This window comes from Evansella tamaricis, from assembly GCF_019042215.1.
GTDB classification, from domain to species: domain Bacteria; phylum Bacillota; class Bacilli; order Bacillales; family Salisediminibacteriaceae; genus Evansella; species Evansella tamaricis.
Genome location: NZ_JAHQCS010000178.1, coordinates 65,770 through 92,763, shown reverse-complemented (window position 1 = coordinate 92,763; position 26,994 = coordinate 65,770). Strand labels below are relative to the sequence as shown.

22 protein-coding genes are annotated in these 26,994 nt (G+C 38.7%); 21 read left to right on the top strand and 1 reads right to left on the bottom strand.

Annotated elements, in window-relative coordinates; genetic code table 11:
• The first annotated feature begins 74 nt into the window (after positions 1-74).
• From KS419_RS22395 to KS419_RS22295, 21 genes are all read left to right on the top strand, one after another.
• A complete protein-coding gene (locus tag KS419_RS22395; protein ID WP_217069105.1) occupies positions 75-1,748 on the top strand; it encodes a ribonuclease J in 1,674 nt (557 codons plus the stop codon).
• A 101-nt stretch (positions 1,749-1,849) separates the two neighbouring features.
• Positions 1,850-2,599 (top strand): ClpP family protease, encoded by a 750-nt coding sequence (locus KS419_RS22390; protein WP_217069103.1) that lies wholly within the window; start codon positions 1,850-1,852, stop codon positions 2,597-2,599.
• A complete protein-coding gene (locus KS419_RS22385; protein WP_217069102.1) occupies positions 2,596-2,826 on the top strand; it encodes a YlzJ-like family protein in 231 nt (76 codons plus the stop codon). Before KS419_RS22390 ends, KS419_RS22385 begins: the two co-directional genes overlap by 4 nt.
• Before the next feature lie 122 nt (positions 2,827-2,948).
• A complete protein-coding gene (locus KS419_RS22380) occupies positions 2,949-5,324 on the top strand; it encodes an FtsK/SpoIIIE family DNA translocase (protein ID WP_217069100.1) in 2,376 nt (791 codons plus the stop codon).
• 298 nt (positions 5,325-5,622) lie between these two features.
• Entirely contained in the window at positions 5,623-6,915 is a 1,293-nt protein-coding gene (yfmF, locus tag KS419_RS22375) for an EF-P 5-aminopentanol modification-associated protein YfmF (RefSeq protein ID WP_246594531.1), read from the top strand.
• Positions 6,908-8,197 carry an EF-P 5-aminopentanol modification-associated protein YfmH gene (yfmH, locus tag KS419_RS22370; RefSeq protein WP_217069098.1) on the top strand — a complete coding sequence of 430 codons (1,290 nt, stop codon included), beginning with the start codon at positions 6,908-6,910 and terminating at the stop codon, positions 8,195-8,197. Before yfmF ends, yfmH begins: the two co-directional genes overlap by 8 nt.
• Positions 8,198-8,201: 4 nt before the next feature.
• A complete protein-coding gene (ymfI, locus tag KS419_RS22365) occupies positions 8,202-8,936 on the top strand; it encodes an elongation factor P 5-aminopentanone reductase (protein ID WP_217069096.1) in 735 nt (244 codons plus the stop codon).
• Positions 8,937-9,005: 69 nt separating this feature from the next.
• Positions 9,006-9,254 (top strand): DUF3243 domain-containing protein, encoded by a 249-nt coding sequence (locus KS419_RS22360; protein WP_217069094.1) that lies wholly within the window; start codon positions 9,006-9,008, stop codon positions 9,252-9,254.
• 194 nt (positions 9,255-9,448) lie between these two features.
• Positions 9,449-10,225, top strand: a complete 777-nt coding sequence (locus KS419_RS22355) for a DUF3388 domain-containing protein (protein WP_217069092.1) — start codon at positions 9,449-9,451, stop codon at positions 10,223-10,225.
• An 18-nt stretch (positions 10,226-10,243) separates the two neighbouring features.
• On the top strand, positions 10,244-11,116 hold the full coding sequence (locus KS419_RS22350; protein WP_217069090.1) for a helix-turn-helix domain-containing protein: 873 nt from the start codon (positions 10,244-10,246) through the stop codon (positions 11,114-11,116).
• A gap of 308 nt (positions 11,117-11,424) precedes the next feature.
• Positions 11,425-12,003, top strand: coding sequence for a CDP-diacylglycerol--glycerol-3-phosphate 3-phosphatidyltransferase (gene pgsA / locus KS419_RS22345; RefSeq protein WP_217069088.1), 579 nt, complete (start codon positions 11,425-11,427; stop codon positions 12,001-12,003).
• 17 nt (positions 12,004-12,020) lie between these two features.
• A complete protein-coding gene (locus tag KS419_RS22340) occupies positions 12,021-13,277 on the top strand; it encodes a competence/damage-inducible protein A (RefSeq protein ID WP_217069267.1) in 1,257 nt (418 codons plus the stop codon).
• A 3-nt stretch (positions 13,278-13,280) separates the two neighbouring features.
• Entirely contained in the window at positions 13,281-14,861 is a 1,581-nt protein-coding gene (locus KS419_RS22335) for a DEAD/DEAH box helicase (protein WP_217069086.1), read from the top strand.
• A gap of 343 nt (positions 14,862-15,204) precedes the next feature.
• A complete protein-coding gene (gene recA, locus KS419_RS22330) occupies positions 15,205-16,254 on the top strand; it encodes a recombinase RecA (protein WP_217069084.1) in 1,050 nt (349 codons plus the stop codon).
• A gap of 448 nt (positions 16,255-16,702) precedes the next feature.
• Entirely contained in the window at positions 16,703-18,247 is a 1,545-nt protein-coding gene (gene rny, locus KS419_RS22325; RefSeq protein ID WP_217069265.1) for a ribonuclease Y, read from the top strand.
• 390 nt (positions 18,248-18,637) lie between these two features.
• Positions 18,638-19,429, top strand: a complete 792-nt coding sequence (locus KS419_RS22320) for a TIGR00282 family metallophosphoesterase (RefSeq protein ID WP_217069082.1) — start codon at positions 18,638-18,640, stop codon at positions 19,427-19,429.
• A 184-nt stretch (positions 19,430-19,613) separates the two neighbouring features.
• A complete protein-coding gene (locus KS419_RS22315; protein WP_078595664.1) occupies positions 19,614-19,874 on the top strand; it encodes a stage V sporulation protein S in 261 nt (86 codons plus the stop codon).
• A 386-nt stretch (positions 19,875-20,260) separates the two neighbouring features.
• On the top strand, positions 20,261-22,003 hold the full coding sequence (locus KS419_RS22310) for a 2-oxoacid:acceptor oxidoreductase subunit alpha (protein WP_217069079.1): 1,743 nt from the start codon (positions 20,261-20,263) through the stop codon (positions 22,001-22,003).
• Between the two features lies 1 nt (position 22,004).
• Entirely contained in the window at positions 22,005-22,871 is an 867-nt protein-coding gene (locus KS419_RS22305; protein ID WP_217069077.1) for a 2-oxoacid:ferredoxin oxidoreductase subunit beta, read from the top strand.
• Positions 22,872-23,288: 417 nt separating this feature from the next.
• Positions 23,289-24,329, top strand: coding sequence for an L-threonine 3-dehydrogenase (gene tdh / locus KS419_RS22300; RefSeq protein WP_217069075.1), 1,041 nt, complete (start codon positions 23,289-23,291; stop codon positions 24,327-24,329).
• 17 nt (positions 24,330-24,346) lie between these two features.
• Positions 24,347-25,528 (top strand): glycine C-acetyltransferase, encoded by a 1,182-nt coding sequence (locus tag KS419_RS22295; protein ID WP_217069074.1) that lies wholly within the window; start codon positions 24,347-24,349, stop codon positions 25,526-25,528.
• Positions 25,529-25,731: 203 nt separating this feature from the next.
• On the opposite strand, the gene KS419_RS22290 is transcribed toward KS419_RS22295, so the two are convergent.
• A complete protein-coding gene (locus KS419_RS22290; protein WP_246594526.1) occupies positions 25,732-26,781 on the bottom strand; it encodes an alpha/beta hydrolase in 1,050 nt (349 codons plus the stop codon).
• Positions 26,782-26,994: the final 213 nt, after the last annotated feature.

Here is a 26,994-nt window from a genome sequence, read left to right as displayed (position 1 = left end):
ATCCTGTTAATAGTGCACGTCTTCAACTGGTTCAAGACGAATAATATAAAGGTGATAGTACTAGGAAATAACGATTGTCTAATCAGAAAACAGAATCTATTCGTATTTTTTCCTTAGGTGGAATTGGGGAAGTTGGAAAAAATATGTATGTCATTGAACTTGACGAGGAACTCCTTATCATTGATTCGGGACTGATGTTTCCGGATGACGATATGCTTGGAGTTGATATTGTCATACCTGATATCACCTATTTAGTGGAAAACAAAACTAGGGTAAAAGGCATTATTTTAACACATGGGCACGAAGATCACATTGGCGGAATACCTTATGTATTAAGGGATTTAGATGTTCCAGTATATGGAACGAAACTCACTTTAGCATTAGTTGAAGACCATTGTAATCAAGTTACCATGTCTAAACCTCCAACATTAAGGGAAATCCATGCCGATTCTAAAATCAAAGTTGGGACAACCCCAGTAAGTTTTTTTAGAACGACACATAGTATTCCAGACTCAGTTGGTGTTATTATTCATACTTCACAAGGTCCAATTGTCCATACGGGAGATTTTAAATTTGATCAAAATCCAGTAGATCAACAGTTGACGGAAATAGGAAAATTAAGTGATGTTGGGGAAAAAGGTGTTTTATGTCTGTTATCGGATAGCACGAATGCGGAACGTCCTGGAATAACCCCATCGGAATCCATTGTAGGGAAGGGATTACAGGAAGTTTTTTATGAAGCACCAGGCCGTATTTTTATAGCAACATTTGCCTCAAATATTCATAGGATTCAACAAGTGATTCACGCTGCTGACTATAATAATCGTAAAGTGGTTGTTGTTGGTAAGAGTATGGATCATGCTGTTAGTATTTCAAAACGCTTAGGATATCTAATAGATGACGGAACATTAATTGATCTTGAGAAACTATCTGAATACGAAAAACACGAAATAGTCATCTTAACTACAGGAAGTCAGGGTGAACCTTTAAGTGCTTTAACTAAAATGGCAAAGGGAAATCATCCTAAGTTTAAAATAGAACCGAGTGACAGAATTATTTTTTCTGCTAATCCGATTCCGGGAAATGAAAAATCTGTTTCAAAAATGATTGATCTTTTATCCCGTATTGGAGCGGACGTTATATATGGTCAGAAGAATGTGCATACTTCTGGTCATGCGAGTACGGAAGAGTTAAAACAAATGATTAATATAGTCAAGCCGAGATACTTTATTCCTGTTCATGGGGAATTTCGAATGCAACATGCCCATGGTGAAATTGCAAAAGTATGCGGTATTCCGTCTGAAAATATCTTTCTTTTAGATAAGGGGGAGACCGTAGAGTTCTCTGATCGCACTGCTAAACTGGGTAAAAGAATTCCTGCGGGGCATGTTCTTATTGACGGTTTAGGGGTAGGGGATGTTGGAAATATCGTATTGCGGGATCGCCGTCTCTTGTCGGAAGATGGAATTCTAGTGGTTGTTGTCACGATTAACAGACATCGAAAACTACTATTGTCAGGTCCAAACATTATCTCTAGGGGATTTGTGTATGTACGGGAATCGGAAGAGTTAATTGTTAATGCAGAATCGTTGGTGAAAAATGCTGTCTTAAATACAATGGCAGAAGGATTTGTAGAATGGGCACAGCTTAAAGTACAAATAAGGGAGCAGTTAAGCCGCTTTTTGTATGAAAAAACAAAACGGAGACCAATGATAATTCCTATCATTATGGATGCTACAGTTGAATAAATGATGCCAGTCCTGTAGATATATTTTATCTATGGGATTTATGCTTGCATGAAACGACTTCTCTCACTGCATACTAGTTGTGAGAAAGGAGTGGTCGTTAGATGAATGAATCCCGTTTCAATAACTTATCCAATGAAACGCCAAATCCTAATCAGGATCAGGGAAAAGGTGCGAAAGAAGGTATTTTGGATAAGATTCAGCAGTTAGGACAAACGAATGTCCCACAGATGGAACAATCCAATATCCATATGGTTACGATCATTGGTCAAATTGAAGGACATATGCAGTTGCCACCACAAAATAAAACAACAAAATATGAACACATTATTCCACAACTGGTTGCAGCGGAGCAGAATCCTAAAATCGAAGGAATGTTAATCATTTTAAACACAGTAGGTGGGGACGTGGAAGCTGGATTAGCGTTGGCAGAAATGATAGCCTCCATGTCAAAACCAACCGTTACCTTAGTCTTAGGGGGAGGTCATTCCATAGGTGTTCCTATCGCCGTCGCTTCGAGATATAGTTTTATTGCAGAGTCGGCTACAATGACAATTCATCCTGTCCGCTTAACAGGACTTGTGATAGGAGTCCCGCAAACATTTGAATACCTTGATAAGATGCAGGACCGTGTAGTTAATTTTGTCACAAAAAACTCTACTATCACCGAAGAGGCGTTTAAAGAGTTGATGTTATCGAAAGGGAACCTCACTAGGGATATAGGGACTAATGTTGTTGGTAGAGATGCAGTGGAACATGGAATTATTAATGAAGTGGGAGGAATCGGTCCTGCCATAAAAAAATTGAATGAATTAATCCAACAAAATAAGCCTAACGAGGATGTTGTACAATGATACTATATACGTATCAATCCCAAGAAAGTATTTTTCCAGTGGATGATTCTGCCTTTGCAAACGTGGAAATGGTGGATGTTCCCGGAGGGCAATTACTGCTCGAAAGGCAAAAAGAAAGCAACAATCAGTATCGAATTGTAAGATTACTGTCAACGGATCCATATATGTATTTAGACCAACGTTATCAACCTGGCCAATTTTATGAATTGGGGAATCAAAATAAATAAAATCATCCTAATATGGAAAAGTCATGAAAGAATATGATATAATAATGAAAACAAGCGTTCGATCATAGAATGGCAGCCGTGGCTTTCGGCTGCTTGTTCATTTTTATCATGAGGTGGTTTCCATGGCCAGAAAACGAAGAAAAAAACAAGATAAATGGAAAAAACAATTAACGTATGAATTAGTGGGCTTATTTTTATTAATCATTTCATTAGTAACCTTTGCAAGACTTGGAGTTGTAGGGGATGGACTTGTTCACGTATTCCGATTTTTTCTGGGGAGCTGGTACATCCTTTTAACAATCTCATTAGCTATTTTATCCATATATATTATGGTGAAACGGACCTTTCCATTTTTGTGGACCCGAAAACTTATTGGTATTTATTTATTCGTTTTTTCTCTTACATTACTTAGTCATGTCCGTTTATTTACAAGACTTTCTACTCATGCAGAGTTTATCGATCACTCGGTCATTCGAAATACGTGGCACCTTTACTGGCTTCAAATCCAGGGGAATGCAATAATTGATGAGCTTGGGGGAGGGATGGTTGGTGCGGTTGGATTTGCCATGTCCCACTTTTTATTTTCAGAAAGGGGCACAACCATTTTTGCTATTGGCTTGATCTTGACCTCCATTGTCCTTATAACAGGAAAGTCATTTATTGATGCGTTGAAAAAAGGTGGTGGTGGATCTGTTTCCTTTTTCCAGAGAATTAAAAATTATTTTGTCCTTCAACTGAAAGAAATGGGAAAGGCGATAGGCAATATTGTAAATCGACTTAAAAATCGAAAGAAAAAACCAGAAGTGAAAACGAATCCAGTTGATAAGCTTCCAATACAAGAACAAGACACGAACGAGGAAGAGCCAATTATCTATGATTTTTCCACGAAAGCCTATGAAACTAATGGGCAAGGGAAAGCGGAAGTGATTGATGTGGAATCAAATGCGTTAAATAAACCAGACCGTAAAGAACAATCAGCCGAGAAACCGGAGCACATAGAGGTTACCCCATCTCTAGCTCCTTCCACTTCATTAGTAGTATCTGAAAAGGAAAATGAGTTCTATCAATTACCTTCCTTCGATTTATTGGCGACACCTTTGAAAGCGAATCAATCGAGAGAGCATTCTATGCTTTCTAAAAATGCCCGAAAACTAGAACGGACTTTAGAGAGTTTTGGAGTAAGTGCCAAAGTAACGAAGGTCCATTTAGGTCCTTCAGTTACCAAATATGAAGTTTATCCAAGTGTAGGTGTAAAAGTAAGTAAGATTGTTAATTTAACAGATGATCTTGCCTTAGCATTAGCTGCAAAGGATATTCGGATGGAAGCACCGATTCCAGGAAAATCTGCTATAGGAATAGAAGTTCCAAACCAGGAGGTTGCGCTTGTAACATTAAGGGAAGTCCTTGATTCCCAAATTATGAAGGAAAAAGACAATAAATTAGCCATTGCATTAGGTAGAGACATTTCTGGCGATGCTGTCATTGCTGAACTAAATAAAATGCCCCATTTATTGGTAGCAGGAGCAACCGGCAGTGGGAAAAGTGTCTGTATTAACGGTATTATAGTAAGTATCCTGATGAGAAGTAAACCACATGAAGTAAAATTGATGATGATTGATCCAAAAATGGTGGAGTTGAACGTTTATAACGGGGTTCCACATTTACTTTCACCAGTGGTGACGGATCCTAAGAAGGCGTCTCAGGCACTGAAAAAAGTAGTTAATGAAATGGAGCGGCGCTATGAGTTGTTTGCCTATTCAGGAACTAGAAACATAGAGGGATATAATTCTCATATAAACAGGGAAAATCTGTCCCGTCCGGAAGATGACCAGCATCAACCATTACCGTTTATTGTCGTTATTGTAGATGAGTTGGCAGATTTAATGATGGTAGCTTCTTCCGATGTGGAAGATTCCATTACAAGATTAGCTCAAATGGCGAGGGCTGCCGGTATACATCTGATTATCGCAACACAGCGTCCATCGGTTGATGTTATTACAGGTGTCATTAAAGCAAATATCCCATCTCGAATTGCCTTTGGTGTATCAAGTTCTACGGATTCCAGAACCATATTAGACGGGAATGGAGCAGAAAAACTTCTCGGGCGTGGAGATATGTTATTCTTGCCTGTAGGGGCAAACAAAGCCACTCGGATTCAAGGTGCTTTCCTCTCCGATGAAGAAGTGGAGAGAGTTGTCAATCATTGTATCGAACAACAAAAGGCACAGTATGCAGAGGAAATGATGCCTCAAGAAGGGGAAGAAACGGTTAAGGAAGAAGTGGATGATGACTTGTATGATGATGCTGTACAATTGGTAACTGAAATGCAAACCGCATCCGTTTCTATGCTGCAACGACGTTTTCGAATCGGTTATACCCGTGCGGCCAGGTTAATTGATGAAATGGAGTTACGTGGTGTGGTGGGCCCTTATGAGGGTAGTAAACCTCGAGAAGTGTTAGTATCCAAAACGGAAGATCAGGAAGTATCAGGACAATAATAATACATTACTATTGCCACAAAAGGTCAAAAACTGCCCTTTTGTGGCATTTTTTTGGTGATATTATTCATAAAACAAGGATGTCGTCTGATGAGGCTTTAGTACATTCCGTGAAATGAGTGTTCAATAGAGTAAGATAAACAACACCCATGTTCGAAAAACTCCATTACCACAATAAATAGTTAAATTTTGCATTATTGGTAGGTTTTTCGCTAAAATCAACTTATCAGATCATATTAAACATAAACTAAGTTAGGAATAGGTATGATAAACATAGGATCAAAAGGAGGGAATCCAGTTGGAAGAAAAACAATTTCATGAATTTTCCGTTGGCAATTTGAATGTTCATTTTTTACCATCTACAACGTATAAAACAAATACATTGTTACTTCATATGCGTGCACCGCTGGAAAAGGAAACGGTAACAAATCGGGCTTTGTTGCCATTTGTCCTTCAGAGCGGTACAAAGGAGCATCCGTCAAGGCAGGAAATCCGCAAGGCGTTGGACGACTTGTATGGAGCTACCTTAAATGTGGATGTTTCCAAAAAAGGTGAATACCATTTAATGAGTTTTAAAATGGAAGTGGCAAATGAAAAGTACTTAGCGGATACGAATCCGTTATTCGAAAAAGGAATGGAACTTTTTGCATCAGTCCTATTATCTCCAAAAGTGGAGAACGGAGAGTTTGATTCAACCATTATGGACGGGGAAAAAAGGACGTTAAAACAAAAAATAGCTTCTGTGTATGATGATAAAATGCGTTATGCTAATAAACGCTTGACAGAAGAAATGTGTGAAGGGGAACCATTCGGTTTATTTGTTTTTGGTGAAGAAGAATCTATTTCAAATGTTGATGGCTCCTCTTTATATCACTATTATCAGTCTGCAATCACTAACGATAATATGGATTTGTATATTATAGGTGATGTCCAGGTGGACGAAATGAAGAAACTGGTGGAAAAATATTTTAAAGGTATACAAGGAGAAAATCGCTCAACAGATCTTCTTCAAGTGGAACAAAAACAAATCACTTCTCCAAAGGAGATTATTGAAGAACAGGATGTTCAACAAGGGAAACTTCATATTGGATATCGAACAAATACAACATATGAAGATGATGAGTATTTTGCCTTACAGGTTTTTAATGGCATATTCGGTGGGTTTTCTCATTCGAAATTATTTATTAATGTAAGAGAAAAGGCCAGTCTTGCTTACTATGCCGCATCTAGAGTTGAGAGTCATAAAGGGTTATTAATTGTTATGTCAGGGATTGAAAGCAATAAATATGAAGATACGACAAAGATTATAAACGAACAGATGGAGCAGATGAAAAGTGGTAATTTTACGGAAGACGACTTGTCTCAAACAAAAGCGGTCTTGAAAAATCAATTACTTGAAACAATGGATGTTCCCCGCGGATTCATTGAACTGGAATATCATAATCAATTAACAACAAAAAAGCGTCAGCTCTCCCATTGGATGGAGGAGATCGATAAAGTTACGAAGGAAGATATTGTTCAGGTAGCAGAGAAAATACAGCTCGATACGGTATATTTTCTCAAAGGGAAGGAGGAGACGAAAGATGAATAAAGTAACATTTGATCAACTTCAGGAAACCCTATATCATGAGGTTCTTCCGAACGGTCTTCAAGTTTATCTTTTACCAAAACCGGGATTTAACAAGACATATGCTACATTTACAACAAAATACGGTTCCATTGATAATCATTTTGTCCCCTTGAATGACAAGGAAAAAGTTCGAGTACCAGATGGAATTGCTCATTTTTTGGAGCATAAATTATTTGAAGATGAAGAAGGAGACGTATTTCAACTTTTTAGTAAGCAAGGTGCATCTGCAAATGCCTTTACTAGCTTTACACGAACAGCTTATTTGTTTTCCAGTACGATGAATATTTCAGAGAATTTGGAAACACTATTAAATTTTGTACAAAAGCCTTATTTCACAGAAGAGTCTGTAGAGAAAGAAAAGGGAATTATTGAACAGGAAATAAAGATGTACGAGGATAATCCAGACTGGAGAAATTATTTCGGTTTAATAGCGAGTATGTATAAAAACCACCCTGTAAAGATTGATATAGCTGGTACAGTGGATTCTATTTACAAAATTACAAAAGATTCCTTGTACACGTGTTATGAAACATTTTATCATCCAAGTAATATGGTTTTCTTTGTTGTGGGGAACCTTGAGCCGGATACTACAATGGAACTCATCAGAAACAACCAAGCAGGGAAAACATTTGAGGAACCACAGGAGATTAAACGATATTTTCAAGATGAACCGGAATCAGTTGCTGAAAAGATCGTTACCATTCCCATGAATGTTCATACTGGCAAATGTCTTGTGGGATTTAAGGACCAAAAACCGGATCGTCAAGGAGAGGAATTATTAAAGCACGAATTATCGATCCAGCTTTTATTAGAAATGATGTTTGGTCAAAGTGGAGAAAATTATCAAAAGTTATATGAAGAAGGGTTAATTGATGACTCCTTCTCGTTTGATTACTCAGGAGAGCAAGGGTTTGGGTTCTCTGTCGTTGGGGGAGATACGGACAGACCAGAAGAACTTGGCAAGCGGATAGCAGGGATGGTAGATGATTTTATTCAAAAACCAATTGATGAACTGCAGATGGAAGGAATCCGAAAGAAAAAAATCGGCTATTTCCTGCGAGCGTTAAACTCACCTGAGTATATTGCGAACCAGTTTACCCGTTATCGATTTAATGATATGGATTTGTTTCAAGTTATCCCAGTCCTAGAGTCACTTACATCAAAGGATATGACAGACGCTATGAAGGATCATTTCCTAACTAATACTCAAATGAGCCAATGTCACGTAAAACCGAAGGGATAGGCTGATGACAGATAAGCCTTTAGCATTTATTTCAGGAGCGAGCGGAGGAATTGGGGGAGCTATTTCAGCAAGGTTAGCTGAAGATGGATTTGACCTTGTGTTACATTATAATAAAAATGAAGATAGTATTACTGACCTGGCAAGAAGTTTAGAGGAAAAATATGAAACGAAGATATACATTGTCCAAGCGGATTTTTCTAAACCAGAAGAAACCGTGGGGAAAATTACCAATTTATCCCTATTTCCCGATGTGATCGTTCATAATAGCGGATCGTCTAAATGCAGTTTAATAACGGATTATTCTCAGGAAGATATTAAAACGGAATTAGCGGCTGGGATTATGACCCCTTTTATGTTAACGCAAGCGTTCTTACCTTTCCTTATTCGAAAAAAACAAGGGAAAATCATTATTCTTTCCTCGATTTGGGGTTTAACCGGTGGATCGTGCGAAGTTCTTTACTCTACGGTTAAAGGTGGTTTAAATAGTTTTGTTAAAGCCTTGGCGAAAGAAGTTGCTCCAAGTAATATCCAAGTCAACGGTGTAGCTCCTGGTGCAATTAAGACGCCTATGCTTAACCATTTATCGGAACCAGAACAGCAGCAATTAGCGGAAGAAATTCCAGCAGGTCGTCTCGGGTCTCCAATGGAAGTGGCGTCTGTTGTGTCCTTTTTAGCCTCAAAAGAAAGTAATTATGTTAATGGACAAATTATCTCAGTCAATGGGGCATGGTATTGTTAAATGTAGATGCATATATTTCCTCCGTTGTGAAAAACTAAATTTGAATTACATCACAAGGAGGAATCTTTCATGTCTGTACTAGATAACTGGCAGCAGTGGAAAGAGTTTTTAGGAGAACGTTTAGACCAAGCCAAAGGCGAAGGTATGGATAATCAGGTTATCAATGATGTGGCTTATCAAGTGGGAGAGTACTTATCCGAGCAAGTGGAACCGAAAAATGAACAGGAAAAAGTACTTGCAGACCTTTGGCATGTGGCTTCCGAAGAAGAACAGCACGCCATTGCAAACATGATGGTCAAACTTGTTCAAAAGAGGTAAGCTGTGAAAAAAAGAAAGTGTCGCTTTAGCAGGCGACACTTTTTTCTTAATTCAATAAAATTGTGAAAAAAATAGAATAGATTTTATCTCATTACAAGAAACCTCTTTTAAAGGGGAAAAAAATCAATTATGATATGTATAACAAACTAGTAAGTAATGTAAGGGGATAAGACAAAAAAGAAAGGGGTTGAACAATGGGGGAGCCAAAAGAATGGTATTTAGAATATCGCATCAATGAAAATCGGCCAGGGTTGCTTGGTGAAATAGCCTCTTTACTAGGAATGCTGCGAATAAATATTTTAACGATTAATGGCGTGGAAGACCAAAGGAGAGGAATGTTGATAAAAAGTCAGAATGAAGAAGCGATCCTTCGTTTAAAATATATTTTAGAAACCATGGATATTATCACTCTGACTAAAATTCGAGAGCCAAAACTTAGGGATCGTCTTGCAGTGCGTCATGGTCGATATATTGAACGTGATGAAGATGAGAAAAAAACCTTTCGATTTGTCCGTGATGAGCTTGGTCTGCTGGTGGATTTCATGGCAGAATTATTTAAAAAAGAAGGACATCGGCTCATTGGAATTAGGGGTATGCCTAGGGTAGGTAAGACAGAATCAGTGGTTGCAGCTTCGGTGTGTGCCAGTAAACGTTGGTCATTCTTGTCATCAACACTGTTAAGACAAACAATACGCAGTCAGCTTGCCGATGATGAATTATCGGAAAACCATATTTATATTATCGATGGAATTGTATCTACAATGAGGGCATCCGAAAGGCATCAGTTGTTAGTAAGTGAAATTATGCGTTTGCCAGCTACAAAAGTGGTGGAACATCCTGATATTTTTGTTAGGGAAACAGAATATTCTTTAGATGATTTTGATTATATAATAGAACTACGAAGTGATGAAGATGAGAAGATTACATATGAAGCAGTGGACTCTGGATTCTCATCCTTTGATATTAGTTAAAGGTGGTAGGTGTTTCGATTGTCTGAATTAGGATTGCGGTTAAAAACCGCCAGAGAAGAAAAGGGATATACATTAGATGAGCTGCAAACGGTAACTAAAATTCAAAAAAGATACTTGTTAGCAATTGAAGAAGGGGATTTTTCCCGAATGCCTGGTGATTTTTATGCCCGTGCTTTCGTGAAAAGATATGCAGATGCCGTGGGATTAAGTTCTGAAATGTTATTTGAGGAACATAAGGATGAACTTCCACAACCGAAGCGGGAACCTGCTGAATTACCTCCCCGGGTAAACAGGACCAAGCCTAAACTCGTTAAGAAAAAATCAAAATTTGCTTCCCTTTTACCAACACTAGTAGTGGTTGTATTTATATTGATAATAGCGGTGTTTATTTACTACTGGACATTAGGCGATGACAATGCTGGTACAGGAATTTCCAGAGAAGATCAGCAAAATGATGCTTCCGTTGATTTACCGGATACTGATATTGATGATGATCAAGAAGAACCGGTGGAAGAGGAGCCTGAACCAGAACCAGAGCCTGAACCAGAGCCCGAACCGGAACCAGAGCCCGAACAATCGTTAGATTTTGACCGTACAGAAGGAACAGACTCCTATTATGTTCTGTCTAATGCAGATACATTTGAAGTAAGAATGGAGTTTTCCGGTCAGACGTGGATTAGGGTAAGGGATTCTGAAAACAATGATCTCCATGAAAGAACGTATAGCAATAATGATGAAATGTCGTTTGATTTCTCGGAGGAAGACCAAATTACTATCCGAGTGGGGAATATACTGACAGCTGACATTTATATTAACGATGAACTATTAGAGTATGCCATCGACAATAACGTTCAAAACATCATTATCTCTTACGAACCAGTAGGTGAATAGTCGTATAGGATAATTCCACTGGGTTACAAAAAAAGAGCTGTTCCATCAGCTCTTTTTTGTATTGCTCTAGTATGTAACAAATAATCAACATTCCAATAATTTTTCGATGTTTTTTACTTCGATATTGGATTTCAAAAGGGAATCCAACTTTTTCTAATAATGAAAAATAGTGTCTATTCATGTTGTATTTTACAAAAACTTTCAATAAATAAGAAGTAAAATTCGCAAAATACCTTTGTTTTTGGTAAAATTGATAAAGCTTATGACGATAATTTCTTCAGATTACTAACGCTGTTAGGGGGATTAAGGTGAACGTACCTAATCAAATCACTATTTCACGAATTATTCTTATCCCTATTTTTATGATACTGTTGTTAATTCCATTTTCATGGGGAGAGTTTCATTTATTAGGGGCAGACATTCCAATTCATCATTTGATCGCAGCCTTAGTGTTTATCATCGCCGCTGCTACGGATTGGTTGGATGGATTCTACGCAAGAAAATATAATCTAGTAACGAACATGGGTAAATTTCTTGATCCATTAGCTGACAAGCTTCTCATCACTGCAGCCTTTATCTCTTTAGTTGGATTGGATATGCTTCCTGCCTGGGCAGCAGTTATTGTCTTAAGTAGAGAATTTGCTGTAACAGGACTTCGATTAGTGGCTTCCGGTGAAGGAGAGGTTATCGCAGCAAGTATTTGGGGAAAATGGAAAACAGTGAGCCAAATTGTGGCAGCTTCTGCTTTAATGTTACATAATACAATCTTTGAGTTGATTGGTTTCCCTTTTGATAAGGTAATGGTTTATGTTGCCGTTTTGTTGACCTTATTATCTGGTATTGATTACTTCATAAAAAATAAACATGTGTTAGTAAAAAAACAATAGGGTGATATTCAATGAATTTGAATGCAGAAATTATCGCTGTAGGTTCAGAGCTTTTATTGGGGCAAATTGTAAACTCAAACGCAAAGTATTTATCTGAACAGATGGCTCACCTTGGAATTAATGTATATCATCACTCGGTTGTGGGAGACAATCCTGATCGATTAACCGACGTGCTTAAAGTGGCGACAAACCGTTCTAATCTAATTATTATGACTGGTGGATTAGGTCCAACAAAAGACGATTTAACAAAAGAAACAGTAGCTGCATTGTTAGGAAAAAAACTTGTTTACGATCCAGAAACTGAAAAAAGAATGGATATGTATTTTAAACAAAGAAACCGTATCATGACTGAAAATAATCGGAAACAGGCCATGATTATTGAAGGATCTCATGTGTTTACAAACGAACATGGTTTGGCATGTGGGATAGGTATAAAAACGAGTGAGTATCAAATTATTATGCTTCCAGGACCCCCGAGGGAATTAATCCCCATGTTCAATAAATTTGTTACTCCATATTTAAAGGGTCAGATATCTAAAGTAAATCATATTCAATCAAGGGTTTTGCGTTTCTTTGATATTGGGGAGTCCCAACTCGTCGAAATTATCGATGATCTTCTTGAGAGTCAAACAAACCCGACGATTGCCCCCCTTGCATCCGGTGGGGAAGTTACCCTCCGTCTGACAGTAATGGGGGAAGGGGAAGAGAAAAACCGAAATTCCTTAGATGAAGTGGAAGAAAAGATTCTAAGTCGGTTAGGAGAGTTTTTCTACGGATATGGAGAAGACACATTATTTGAAAATATAGTGAAACATTTAAAAGAAAAAAATAAAACAATCGCATCTGCTGAAAGTATAACGGGAGGTCTGTTTGCAACAGAAGTTACAGCAATAAATGGTGCTTCTCTTGTATTTCCAGGCAGTATTATATGTTATTCCAATGCAGCAAAACGATCCTTACTTAGTGTATCTAATGAAATACTCAATGATGAAGGTGCTGTCAGTCATACGTGTGCAAAGGAATTGGCAGAAAAAGTAAGAATCAACTTCCAGTCGGATTACGGGATTAGTTTTACTGGTGTTGCCGGTCCTGATCCATTAGAGGGGAAACCCCCTGGAGTTGTGTATATGGGTATAGCATCGAAGGACCGCACCGTAAGCTATGAATTAAAACTAGCTGGAAGTCGTCAAAACATACGTGAGCGTTCTGCTAAATACGGAGCCTATTATTTGTTACAATGGATGCGAAAGGAAACGAAAAAGGTGGATGAATAAACAATGAAATTTGAAGATTTTCCAATATCTGATGAGATTAAACGGGCAATTAAAGATATGGGGTTTGAGGCACCATCCCCTATCCAAGAAAAAGTAATACCTGAAATATTGCAAAAACAAGATGTAATCGGGCAGGCTCAAACTGGGACAGGTAAAACAGCAGCATTTGGGATCCCTCTCTTAGAACATGTAACAAGAGACAAGCATGTACAATCATTGATTTTAACACCAACGAGGGAGCTGGCGATCCAAGTAGCAGGGGAATTACAAAAGTTATCAAAATATAAAAATGCCCAGATTCTCCCGATCTATGGAGGTCAGTCAATAGGTCATCAAATTAAGGCTTTAAAACGTGGGGTTCAAGTTGTGGTTGGTACCCCTGGTAGGGTACTTGATCACTTAAACCGCAATACCCTTCAGTTAAGGAGTGTTCACACTCTTATTTTAGATGAAGCAGATGAAATGTTAGATATGGGATTTATTGAGGACATTGAAAAAATTCTGCAACAAGTCAACCGTGAACGTCAGACTATGCTGTTTTCTGCCACCATGCCACCTCCAATTCGAAAACTGTCGAACAAATACATGAATCGGCCGAAACAGATAACGATCAGCAAGGGAGAAGTGACTGCCCCTTCCATCAACCAAGTGTATTATAAAGTACTGGAAAAAAATAAGATGGAATCCTTATGTCGTGTCATCGACAGTGAAACGATCGACTTAGGTATTATTTTCTGCCGTACGAAAAAAGGTGTTGCGGAGTTAACAGAGGCATTACAGGCAAGGGGATATATGGCCGATGGCCTTCATGGAGATTTAACCCAAGCTCAGCGGGATATTGTCATGAAGAAGTTCCGTGATTCTTCCATCGAGTTCCTTATTGCAACCGATGTTGCAGCGAGGGGGATTGACGTGGAAAATGTTTCTCATGTCATTAACTATGATATTCCGCAAGATCCTGAAAGCTATGTCCATCGTATAGGAAGAACGGGAAGAGCTGGTCGTGAAGGAATCGCTGTAACATTAGTTACACCAAGGGAAATGAAACATTTACGCTCAATTGAAGCAGAAATTAAAATGAACATCCCATCTGAGAGATTGCCTTCTGTTGAAGAAGTGGTCGAGAAGCAACAGCATGTTTGGAAGGGACAAATCATTGATCTTATAGAGAGTGAAGAGGAAGATACAGGTTTATATGACGGTTTAGTAAAGGAACTATTAGATCAGTATCCCCCGGAAAAAATCGTCGGATCCCTCATGAAACTTGCTTTCTATAGTCATGATGATCTGAAAGATGATGGATATGACTTTGGGGATACAGGCGCACAAAAGGGAATGACACGTTTCTTTATTAATGTTGGAAGAAACATTGAACTCACGCCAAAGAAATTATCGGAAGAAGTTTCCCATTTAGTGGGTATTCCAGCCAGTGCTGTTGGGAGAATCGATATATTCGATAACTTCACCTTTATGGAAGTTCCTCAAGAGGTCGCCCCTTTCGTGTACGAAGGCTTGAAGTATTCCCGCGTAAATGGAGCGAGAATTAATTTAGAACCAGCAAAACCAAGACCGAAAAGAAGATAAAGGCCATCCAATGAATGAAATACAAAGCATGCATTTCAATAATTGAATTGCATGCTTATTTGTTCACAAAACGTTCCGGGACCTGGTCCCCGAACGTTTTGTGAACAGCAATATTTTTTGATTGAGATATATTGGTCCTTAAGCATCAAAACCTTCGATTTTCAAGTACTTATTGTCAATATTTAGCTGAATTTTTTTAATGAAAAAATAGCGAACGAACGTTTGCAAATATATTGGCAAATTGATAGAAAAAGGTTAAGATAGATATAGAAATGATAAAAGCCTTATTCGAGGCATCTATTATATCTATGTTGTTAATTATTGAAAAAAAGGAGAGGTAAACATGTCAGATCGCAAACAAGCCCTTGACATGGCCCTTCGCCAAATTGAAAAGCAATTTGGTAAAGGTTCTATCATGAAGCTAGGTGAACAAGCAGAGCAACGAGTATCGACCGTATCAAGTGGTGCCCTTGCTTTAGATATTGCTTTAGGAGTAGGGGGATATCCAAAAGGAAGAATAATTGAAATCTATGGTCCAGAATCTTCTGGTAAAACAACCGTAGCTTTACATGCAATTGCGGAAATACAACGGAATGGCGGACAAGCAGCTTTTATAGATGCTGAGCATGCGCTCGATCCTATTTACGCACAAAACTTAGGAGTTAACATTGATGAATTACTTCTTTCTCAACCGGATACAGGAGAGCAGGCACTGGAAATTGCGGAAGCATTAGTTCGCAGTGGAGCGGTGGACATGATTGTTATTGACTCGGTTGCAGCACTTGTTCCAAAAGCAGAGATTGAAGGGGAAATGGGAGACAGTCACGTTGGTTTACAGGCTAGATTGATGTCACAGGCACTTCGTAAGCTTTCCGGTGCCATTAACAAGTCAAAAACGATTGCTGTATTTATCAACCAGATCCGTGAAAAAGTCGGAGTAATGTTTGGTAATCCAGAGACGACTCCAGGTGGACGTGCATTAAAATTCTATTCCTCTGTACGTTTAGAAGTACGTCGTGCCGAAACATTGAAGCAAGGTAATGATATGATCGGGAATAAAACAAAGATCAAGGTTGTAAAGAATAAAGTTGCTCCACCGTTTAAGACCGCTGAAGTGGATATTATGTATGGAGAAGGAATTTCCCGTGAAGGTTCCATATTAGATATTGCATCTGATTTAGATATCGTTCAAAAAAGTGGTGCCTGGTATTCCTACAATGAAGAGCGTTTAGGTCAAGGTAGAGAGAATGCTAAGCAGTTCTTGAAGGAAAACTCGGACATGACTAGTACTATTGAATCGAAAATTCGTGAATTCCACGGGTTAAACGAAGCAGTTACTGTACCGGCAGCTGATCCAACGGAGTCTGGAGAAATACCTTTAGACATTAAGTAATAGACGAAAAGCACCCCACTAGGTGCTTTTTTCTTATTTGAACCTGATTCATAAAATCCCTTTCTATTTAAATAGCAGAATAACTAGCCCCTCACTGACACCTCTTTCAGATTATGTATTTCTATTAACATACAATGACTTGAAAGCACATCTTTCTCCTGAAAATTTTTAGTACTTTCCTATATATATGTAAAATAAAAGTGAAATAGTAAGAAATAAGACGGATAGATGTTACAGAACCTTTACCAATGCTTGACATTGTAAAATATGAAGAATACAATTAGAAAGAATACTTTTATACAACATACTCAAACTTGTTTTTAACTGTTATGGATGTGCGTTTTTTAATAACAAATGAACAAATGAACAAATGAAAACATGAAACTTAAGTTCCACCAAAGAAATAGCATGAGGAGGTGAATCTGTCTTGGACAGTTTAAGCGTTCAAATCCTCATTTTGCTATTCACTGCAGTGATCGTTTTCTTCATTGGATATTTCGTTCGTAAATCGATTGCAGAAGCCAAAATTTCAAGTGCGGAATCGTTAGCAAAGCAAACGATTGATGATGCCAAACGAGAAGCGGAAGCTAGTAAAAAGGAAGCCATTCTAGAAGCAAAAGATGAAGCACATAAACTTCGAATGGAAGCCGAAAAAGAAGTCCGTGACCGTCGAAACGATATTCAAAAACAGGAGAACCGATTAGTTCAAAAAGAAGAATTATTGGACCGTAAAAGTGAAACGTTAGACAAAAAAGAAGAGACTCTTGAAAAAAGAGAAGATGAATTGTCAAAACGTCAAAAACAAATCGACGAGATGAATAGCAAAGTCGAGGAAATGTTAAAAGAACAACAACAGGAATTAGAAAGAATCTCTGGATTTACAAAAGATGATGCACGTGAAATCATCATGAAAACTGTTTCTGAAGAATTAACACATGAAAAAGCAGTAATGATAAAAGATGCTGTCACAAGAGCAAAACAAGAATCGGATAAGAAAGCAAAAGAGATCTTATCCATGTCCATTCAACGCTGTGCAGCAGACCATGTGGCAGAAACAACCGTATCAGTGGTTAACTTGCCGAATGATGAAATGAAAGGTCGTATCATTGGGAGAGAGGGCCGAAATATTCGTGCCTTAGAAACCTTAACAGGAATCGACTTAATTATCGATGATACTCCAGAAGCTGTCATATTGTCAGGATTTGACCCTATTCGTCGGGAGATTGCTAAGACAGCTTTAGAAAAGCTTGTACAGGATGGAAGAATACATCCTGCTCGAATTGAAGAGACTGTGGACAAGTCCCGTCGTGAAGTAGATGAACTAATTCGCGAATATGGTGAACAATCCACATTCGAAATGGGTATTCATGGATTGCATCCAGATCTCATAAAGATACTAGGTCGCTTAAAATTCCGAACAAGCTATGGGCAAAATGTATTGAAGCATTCAATGGAAGTGGCTTATCTAAGTGGTTTAATGGCATCTGAACTTGGTGAAGATGTGGCATTGGCCCGTCGCGCAGGTCTCTTACACGATATAGGGAAAGCAATTGACCATGAAGTAGAAGGAAGTCACGTTGAAATTGGCGTGGAACTTGCAACGAAATATAAGGAACATCCAGTCGTAATAAACAGTATCGCATCACATCATGGGGATACCGATTCAACTTCAGTTATCTCGACACTTGTGGCTGCTGCAGATGCATTATCCGCTGCGAGACCAGGTGCCAGACGGGAAACTCTTGAAACGTATATTAAGCGTCTAGAGAAACTGGAAGAAATATCCGAATCATTTGAAGGCGTAGAAAAGACTTACGCCATCCAAGCAGGTCGAGAAGTTCGAATTATGGTGAAGCCTGACTTCATAACTGATGAAGACTCTTATCGACTAGCTCGTGATATTACAAAGAAAATTGAAGACGAGCTCGATTATCCTGGACACATTAAAGTGACTGTGATTCGTGAAACAAGGGCAGTTGAGTATGCGAAATAAAGTGGCGTTTTACTGCCACTTTATTTTTTACATATAGGCTATGTTAAAGGCTAATGTTGATTTTTTAATAGGATGATTTTTAGCGAAATTTACGACACTCCTGCGGGAAAAGCGAGTTCAGGGGAGACCCCGCAAGGTGTGAAACACCGAGGAGGCTCCCGAACCGCCCGCGGAAAGGGAGTGAATTTCGCAAAAATCAACATTGAACGATAACAGAGCCTACATATAAAATAGCATTTCGTAAATATTTTAAAAATAGTGTGCAAATACCGGTTCATACCGGTTCAGACTAATTGATTTTGTAACAAGGTGGAAAACTAAATTAAACATCAAGGATTGAGTGATTTACTGTGAAAGAAACATTCTCTTAGAATTAAAGGAGTAGGTTATATGAAAGTTTTATTTATTGGAGATGTGGTAGGCTCTCCTGGGAGAAACTGTTTAAAGCAATTTTTGCCGAAACTAAAACAAAAATATAGACCCGACATTACGATTGTGAACGGGGAAAACGCTGCTGGAGGAAAAGGGATAACGGAAAAGATTTATCATGAAATAAAGGAATCAGGGGCAGATGTGATAACCCTTGGGAATCATACATGGGATAAAAAAGAAATATTTGATTTTATTGATGATGTTCCAAGCCTCGTACGTCCTGCAAACTTTCCCGATGGAAATCCCGGTGTGGGATATGTTATTACCAAATTTGGTAATAAAAAAATCGGGGTTATAAGCGGTCAAGGAAGAACTTTTTTACCTCCGATAGACTGTCCATTTCGAAAATTAGATGAAATTGTTGATGAAGTGAAAGAGAAAACACCGTATATTTTTGTGGATTTTCATGCTGAGGCAACGAGCGAAAAACAAGCGATGGGTTGGTTTCTGGACGGAAGAGTATCTGCAGTGGTTGGTACTCATACACACGTTCAAACTGCAGATGAGAGAATTTTGCCACAAGGAACAGCATATATTTCAGACGTAGGCATGACTGGACCTTATGATGGGATCCTAGGTATGGACCGAGAGATCATTATTAACAGATTTTTGACCAGTTTACCATCCAGGTTTGAAGTAGCTGAAGGGCGAGAACAAATTAACGGCGTTTATCTAACTCTGAATAAAGAAGGTAAGGCAGAATCAATCCATAGGATTAACATAAATGAAGATCGCCCATTTTTTGACTAAATAAGTAAAAGAAGAATATTTGCAAAAGGAATGAATATATACAAAAAGAGAAAAAAATTAGAATTTTTTAACTTTTTGAAACCATTTCGTTGTAAAATATAGGTACAGAAAAATAGAGAGAGAAGTACTATTTACAATGTTTGGAAAGATCTTACCACATCATAATCCTTAAGGAGGTTCTCAAGTGGAAGTATTAAAAGTTTCAGCAAAATCTAATCCTAATTCCGTTGCCGGTGCATTAGCTGGAGTAATTCGAGAAAGAGGGGCAGCTGAGATTCAAGCAATAGGAGCTGGTGCATTAAATCAATCCATAAAAGCAGTTGCCATAGCCCGTGGTTTTGTGGCACCTAGTGGTATTGATCTCATTTGTATCCCGGCGTTCACAGACATCCAAATTGATGGGGATGAGCGTACTGCAATTAAATTAATTATTGAGCCTCGATAGTATAGTCATAGTTTTCCCTGCTTGGGTTTCAAGCAGGTTTTTTGTTGAAATGAAAGGGAAACCCCAGTATGCAGTAAAATAGCTTGAATATTCTTGTTTTAGAAATTGTGAAAGTTATGTTACAATATAAAAGTGAGTTAGAGAAAAATAGAATCGGAGTGAAAACGCTTTCTGTTATTCTATGAAAAGGATTTGTTTTTACTTCACAGTTTGAAAGGAACGAGGTCAATAAATGGGGATTGATGAAAGTAGAGGTGTTTCTTGGGATATTATTTAAAGGAAGACTCCAGGATAACACGTACATATTTCTGTTTTAGTGTAAATGAATGTTTTCACAATCACAATCGAAGGTTTCTCATTGTCACATTAGAAGGGGTGGAATAAGGATGATCAATCAGCTTTCCTGGAAAGTTGGAGGACAGCAAGGTGAAGGGATCGAAAGTACTGGTGAGATCTTTTCAATGGCTTTAAGCCGTCAGGGGTATTATTTATATGGATATAGACACTTTTCTTCAAGAATTAAAGGGGGACACACGAATAATAAAATCCGTGTGAGTACGACAGCAACGAATTCCATATCAGATGATTTAGATATTCTCGTTGCGTTTGATCAAGAAACGATTGACTTAAATCATCATGAATTGCGACCAGGCGGAGTTATTATTGGAGACAGTAAGTTTTCGCCTAAGCAGCCAGAAGGTTGTACAGCGAATCTTTTTTCTGTTCCGTTTACGGAGATTGCAACAGATCTAGGAACTTCTCTAATGAAAAATATGGTCGCAGTTGGTGCATCCAGCGCCTTATTAGGCCTTAAAGTAGAAGCATTTAATTCCGTTGTGGAACAAATCTTCTCCCGTAAAGGGGCTTCTGTCGTTGAAAAAAATCTTCAGGCCATTGAAGCGGGGATGGAATATTTCAAGAAGGAAGCAGAAGGTAGTGTAGGAGATTTTCAATTAAAAGAGGCGGATGGTAAAAGCCGGATGTTTATGATTGGAAATGACGCAATTGCCTTGGGAGCATTAGCAGGGGGAGCACGGTTTATGCCTGCCTATCCAATCACACCTGCTTCAGAAATTATGGAGTATTTAATTAAAAAACTTCCTGAATATGGTGGAACAGTGATTCAGACGGAAGATGAGATTGCTGCTTGTACGATGGCAATAGGGGCAAATTACGCAGGGGTGCGTAGTTTAACCGCGTCTGCAGGTCCTGGTCTTTCATTAATGATGGAGGCAATTGGGCTTAGTGGTATTACGGAAACACCTCTCGTTATTGTAGATACACAACGTGGGGGACCAAGTACGGGGTTACCTACAAAACAAGAGCAATCAGATATCTTTGCAATGATTTATGGAACACATGGGGAAATCCCAAAAGTTGTTATTACTCCTTCCACCGTGGAAGAAGCGTTCTACGATGCTGTTGAAGCGTTTAATATTGCGGAAGAATATCAAGTACCAGTTATTCTTGTCACAGATTTAGCATTGTCTTTAGGAAAACAAACTGTGGAACCGTTAGATTTTAGCAAAGTTAACATTCGACGTGGGAAATTAAATCTAGAAGAAGAACTACCTGAACTGGAAAAAAGTGCTTATTTTAAACGATATGAAGTTACTGACGATGGCGTTTCCAAACGTGTCATCCCAGGGATGAAAAATGGTATTCACCATGTGACCGGGGTTGAGCATAATGAACAAGGAAAACCATCGGAAAGCCCAGAAAACCGTAAAGCACAAATGGATAAACGACTTAGAAAATTACAGGAACTTCCAAAAGTGTTTCCGAGTCCTGTGTATAAAGATGAGCGTCATGAGGAAGCTGACTTGCTCATTCTAGGATTTAATTCAACTCGTGGAACAATTCAAGAAGCAATTCCTAGACTAGAAAAGGATGGTTTAAAAGTGAACCACGGACAAGTTCGACTTCTGCATCCTTTCCCGACTGATGAATTGAAGGCGATGGTTGATAAGGCGAAAAAAGTTGTTGTAGTGGAAAATAATGCAACTGGACAACTTACTCAACTTACGAAGATGAACCTTTCCCGTGGAGATATTCAATCGATTTTAAAATACGATGGAAATCCATTCTTACCATCTGAAATTCACAACCAATGCAAGGAGTTGTTTTAATATGGCCACGTTTAAAGACTTTAGAAATAACGTTAAACCTAACTGGTGTCCAGGGTGTGGCGATTTTTCCGTTCAAGCGGCTATTCAGCGCGCAGCAGCCAATGTTGGAATTGTACCTGAGGAGTTAGCTGTTGTCTCTGGAATTGGATGTTCTGGACGAATCTCTGGATATATTAACTCTTATGGTTTTCATGGAATTCACGGTCGGGCTCTTCCCATTGCACAAGGTGTCAAAATGGCCAATCGTGATTTAACCGTAATTGCATCAGGTGGAGATGGGGACGGTTTTGCAATTGGAATGGGACACACTATTCATTCCATTCGCAGAAACATTGATGTGACTTATATTGTAATGGATAACCAGATTTACGGATTAACGAAGGGGCAAACGTCTCCAAGAAGTGAAATGGGATTTAAAACAAAGAGTACACCTGCAGGATCTATAGAATCAGCCCTTGGAGTAATGGAACTAGCGATTTCAGCAGGAGCGGGTTTTGTGGCACAAAGCTTTTCAAGTGACCTGAAGGAACTTACTTCTATCATTGAACAGGGAATTAACCATAAAGGATTCTCATTAATCAATGTTTTTAGCCCATGTGTTACTTTTAATAAAATTAATACGTACGATTGGTTTAAGGAAAACTTAACTTCTTTGTCGACAATAGAAGGGTATGATCCGTCTAACCGTTCCCAGGCGATGAATACATTAATGGAATATAACGGTCTAGTGACAGGCCTGATTTATCAGGATAAGGAAAAACCTTCTTATGAATCCCTTGTAAAAGGATTTAAAGAAGAACCTCTCGCAAAACAGGATATTGCGTTGGATCAAGGTCAATTCGATAAATTACTAACTGAGTTTATGTAATAGGTAAAGTAAATAAAACGGTACCGATATATTGATATTGGTACCGTTTTTTATGTATTCATGGAGTAGTGCTCTCCCATTAGAGTATGGTTAGTTTCTATGGTAATTCCTAAAATAGCTCTACATATTTTCAACACTCAACTCCTGTTCATCTTCTTTTAATATATGAATAGCATCTTCCTCTTCCGATAGATCATAACTTTACTTCATACTATTTTCTTCATTCTTTTCATCCAGTAAATATAAAATGATTGTAAAGGTTAATGCAAGAAAAAAAATTAAAATATTTTTCTTGGGGGATTCATTTGTCCTCTATAAGTGGACAGTACTGTTTACGCGTACAAATACACATGCTAAAATGAGAGTGGATTATATTTTTCAAAGGGGTAATGGATTCTCAATCAAGGGGGAGAAACAATGACTAACATGATGAAAGCAATCGTAAAAGATAAAAGGGGGTTTGGTGCATCTCTTCAAGAAGTGCCCGTACCAACCATCGGAGATCAGGAAGTACTAATTCAAGTGAAAGCCACTTCCATTTGTGGAACAGATGTTCACATTTATGCATGGGATGAATGGTCCCAAAGCAGAGTAAAACCACCATATGTTTTTGGTCATGAGTTTGCCGGTGTTGTTGTGGAAAAAGGGGAAAATGTTTACAATGTGGAAGTAGGTGACCATGTTTCTGCTGAAACACATATTGTTTGTGGTCACTGTCCCCAATGTTTAAACGGGCAGGCTCATATTTGTGCCAATACACAAATTATAGGCGTGGATCGGGATGGCTGTTTTGCGGAATATGTTGCTCTCCCAGCCCAAAATCTATGGAAAAATGACCCTGAACTTCCATTTGACGTAGCAAGTGTTCAAGAACCATTTGGAAATGCAGTCCATACCGTACTAGCTGGTGATGTGGCAGGAAAAACCGTTGCTGTTATCGGGTGCGGACCAATAGGAATCATGGCGGTAGGCGTTGCCAAGGCAGCAGGGGCTTCTCAAGTCATTGCCTTTGATTTAAACAATTATCGTCTCCAATTAGCTACGGAAATGGGGGCAACAACAGTTGTCAACTCCAAAGAAGCGGATCCCCTCGAAGTGATGAACCAACTGACAAACGGAAACGGAGTAGATGTTGTCTGTGAAATGAGCGGTCATCCTATTGCCATGAATCAAGGGTTCAAAATGGTGACAAATGGTGGAAGAGTGTCCATATTAAGTTTACCAGTTAAACCTGTTGAAATAGATGTTACAAATGATATTGTATTCAAAGGAGTTACCGTTCAAGGAATTACCGGACGCCAAATGTTTAAGACATGGCAGCAAGTGTCGGGATTGTTAGGTTCAGGACAAGTGGACGTTAAACCGCTGATTACTCATCATTTTAAATTAGAAGAGTTTGAAAAAGGATTTGAATTAATGATTGAAGGTAAATGCGGCAAAGTGGTATTACATCCATAACAAGGAGGAGACGTTGTATGAAAGGTTTTGAATATTTAGAGCAGGAACTTCAAGAAATGAAAGAGGGGGGACTTTTCCGTTCACTGGTACCATTGCAGTCAGATCAAGGGGCGAAAGTGGTAATAAACGGAAAGGAAGTCATTCAACTTTCCTCAAATAACTATTTAGGATTAACTAACCATCCGAGAATGAAGAAAGCGGCCATTCAAGCAGTGGAAACGTATGGGGCAGGTACAGGATCGGTTCGGACAATTGCAGGTACGTTTGATATGCATCAAGAGTTTGAAAGAAAACTTGCTGAATTTAAGCATACAGAAGCAACATTAGTACTTCAATCAGGTTTTACTGCGAATCAAGCCATTCTTTCTTCTATACTAACAAAGGAAGATGTGGTAATTTCCGATGAGTTAAATCATGCGTCTATTATTGATGGGATTCGGTTGACAAAAGCTGACCGAAAGATTTACAAGCATGTGAACATGGAAAGTTTGGAAGACGCGTTAAAAGATTCTCGAGACTTCAGAAAACGCCTTGTTGTCACAGACGGTGTTTTTTCCATGGACGGAAATATCGCACCACTTCCTCAAATCGTAGAACTTGCGGAAAAATATGATGCATTAATCATGGTAGACGATGCCCATGCAAGTGGGGTCCTTGGAAGAAACGGACGGGGAACGGTTGATCATTTTGACTTAAATGGCCGTGTTCATATTCAAGTAGGTACGCTAAGTAAAGCAATTGGTGTACTTGGTGGATACGTGGCAAGTTCACAGGCGGTAAGGGATTATTTGATCCATAAAGGACGCCCATTCTTATTTAGCACTTCTCATCCCCCAGCAGTAACTGCTGCCTGCTCGGAGGCTATTGATATGTTACTTGATGAACCTGAGCGGATCGAGCGCTTATGGGATAATACGGAATTCTTTAAAGATGGATTACATGCTTTAGGATTTGATACTGGAAAAAGCGATACTCCAATTACCCCAGTGATTGTGGGAGATGAAGTAAAGGCACACCAGTTATCTGATAAGTTACTTACTTATGGTGTCTTTGCTCAGGGAATCGCGTTTCCAACAGTTGCGAAGGGCCTTGCCCGTGTACGTACAATAGTCACTGCCGACCACACGAGAGAATTGTTACAAGAAGCATTAGATGCTTTTGAAAAGGCAGGGAAAGAACTGGGTATTATCAAAGGATAAAATAAAAAAGTTGTATATGAAAAGGTGTGGCAGATGGGTTATCCCATTGTGCCACACCTTTCTAAAAAGATAAGGAAATATAAGTTTTCTTACTTTTGTCTAACTATAGCGACGAGCGTCTACTTCGGTGGCAGCACGCAAGCGATGCTTGTAGAGAAAGAGGCACTGCCCTACGCTCGTGTTCATAGGCGCTTGCGCTTTTCTTATGCCCCTAGGTTTTCCGCAGTTATGTGTTTCCGTTCTTCAATGAGTAGTTTCTCAACGATTTTTGTATCATCTGGATGGAATGCATGGGCTGATTTTTCAATAAACACTAGTCTTTTCCCTTTAGGAGCCTGAATTTTTTCATAATAATCTTCAATGAGAGGGATATGAACGTGATTGTCCTTTGCCCCATGTATAAAGGTAATTGGGATAGATATTTCTTGAACGGATTCTTTAAAATCAATCGTTGTAATTTCTTCAATAAAAGACTGGGTATAGACTAATTGAAACCCTTTGACAAATGTACGATAAAGATCCAAGATGGAATATACCTTCGAGTGAAGCATGGCAAGGGTGATCTTTGCAATACCTGGATGTTTAATAGTCTCATCTGTATAAACTAACGTTCCAAATCTGTTCTGCCATTTTCGAAGTACTCCCCACTGCTTGAAACTCTCAAGAAATGGTGGTTCACCAACAGATTCCAGCTCCCGAAGAGCTTTATTATTATTTCTTCGTTTCGCTTCCTCCTTCGCCCAGACAAGACTTAGCTTATCGTTTTCACACCAGTTAACAATCTGAGATAAGCCAACATAAGAATAATATTTCTCAGGGTGCCGATGTGCTAAGGACAGACCTAGAATCGACCCCCAAGAATGACCAGCAAGAAAAATTTTGTCCACATGAAAACGACCCCTTAAGTAATCCGTTAAATCGTTCGCATCAGAGATGAATTGGGAAACAGACATCGTCTCCTTAGGGATGGTTTTACTGTATGACTTTCCAGTTCCCCTTTGGTCCCAAAATACGACAACAAAATTTTTTACAAGCTCCTTCGTGTTCATCGTAATGGTATAATCCTGCCCTCTGCTCGATACTCCCGGCGTAGGGAGGGATGGTCCCCCATGCAAGAATAGAAGAATAGGATTATTTGGGTTTGTCCCCTGAATCAGGATCGTTTGTTCAATCCCACCTAGTGTTATTTTTTCTACTGAACTGATCCCATCTTCCGGAATCAAAAAGTCTGGTTTTCTTGAAAAGATACCCAATCGATCACGCCCTTATCATTATAATATGTAAAATTGCCATTATAAAATAAGACGCTAAAATTTATAATTAGTTCCATTTTCTTTTGAAATAGTATGATTTTTTAATTGGTTCATTTTCCCCGATCAGAGAATACCTTAAACCTCCTATTGTATATCAATAGAAAACCCTTTATACTTATAGGTTGGGTAACCAATAAATGCCTGATGATGGTC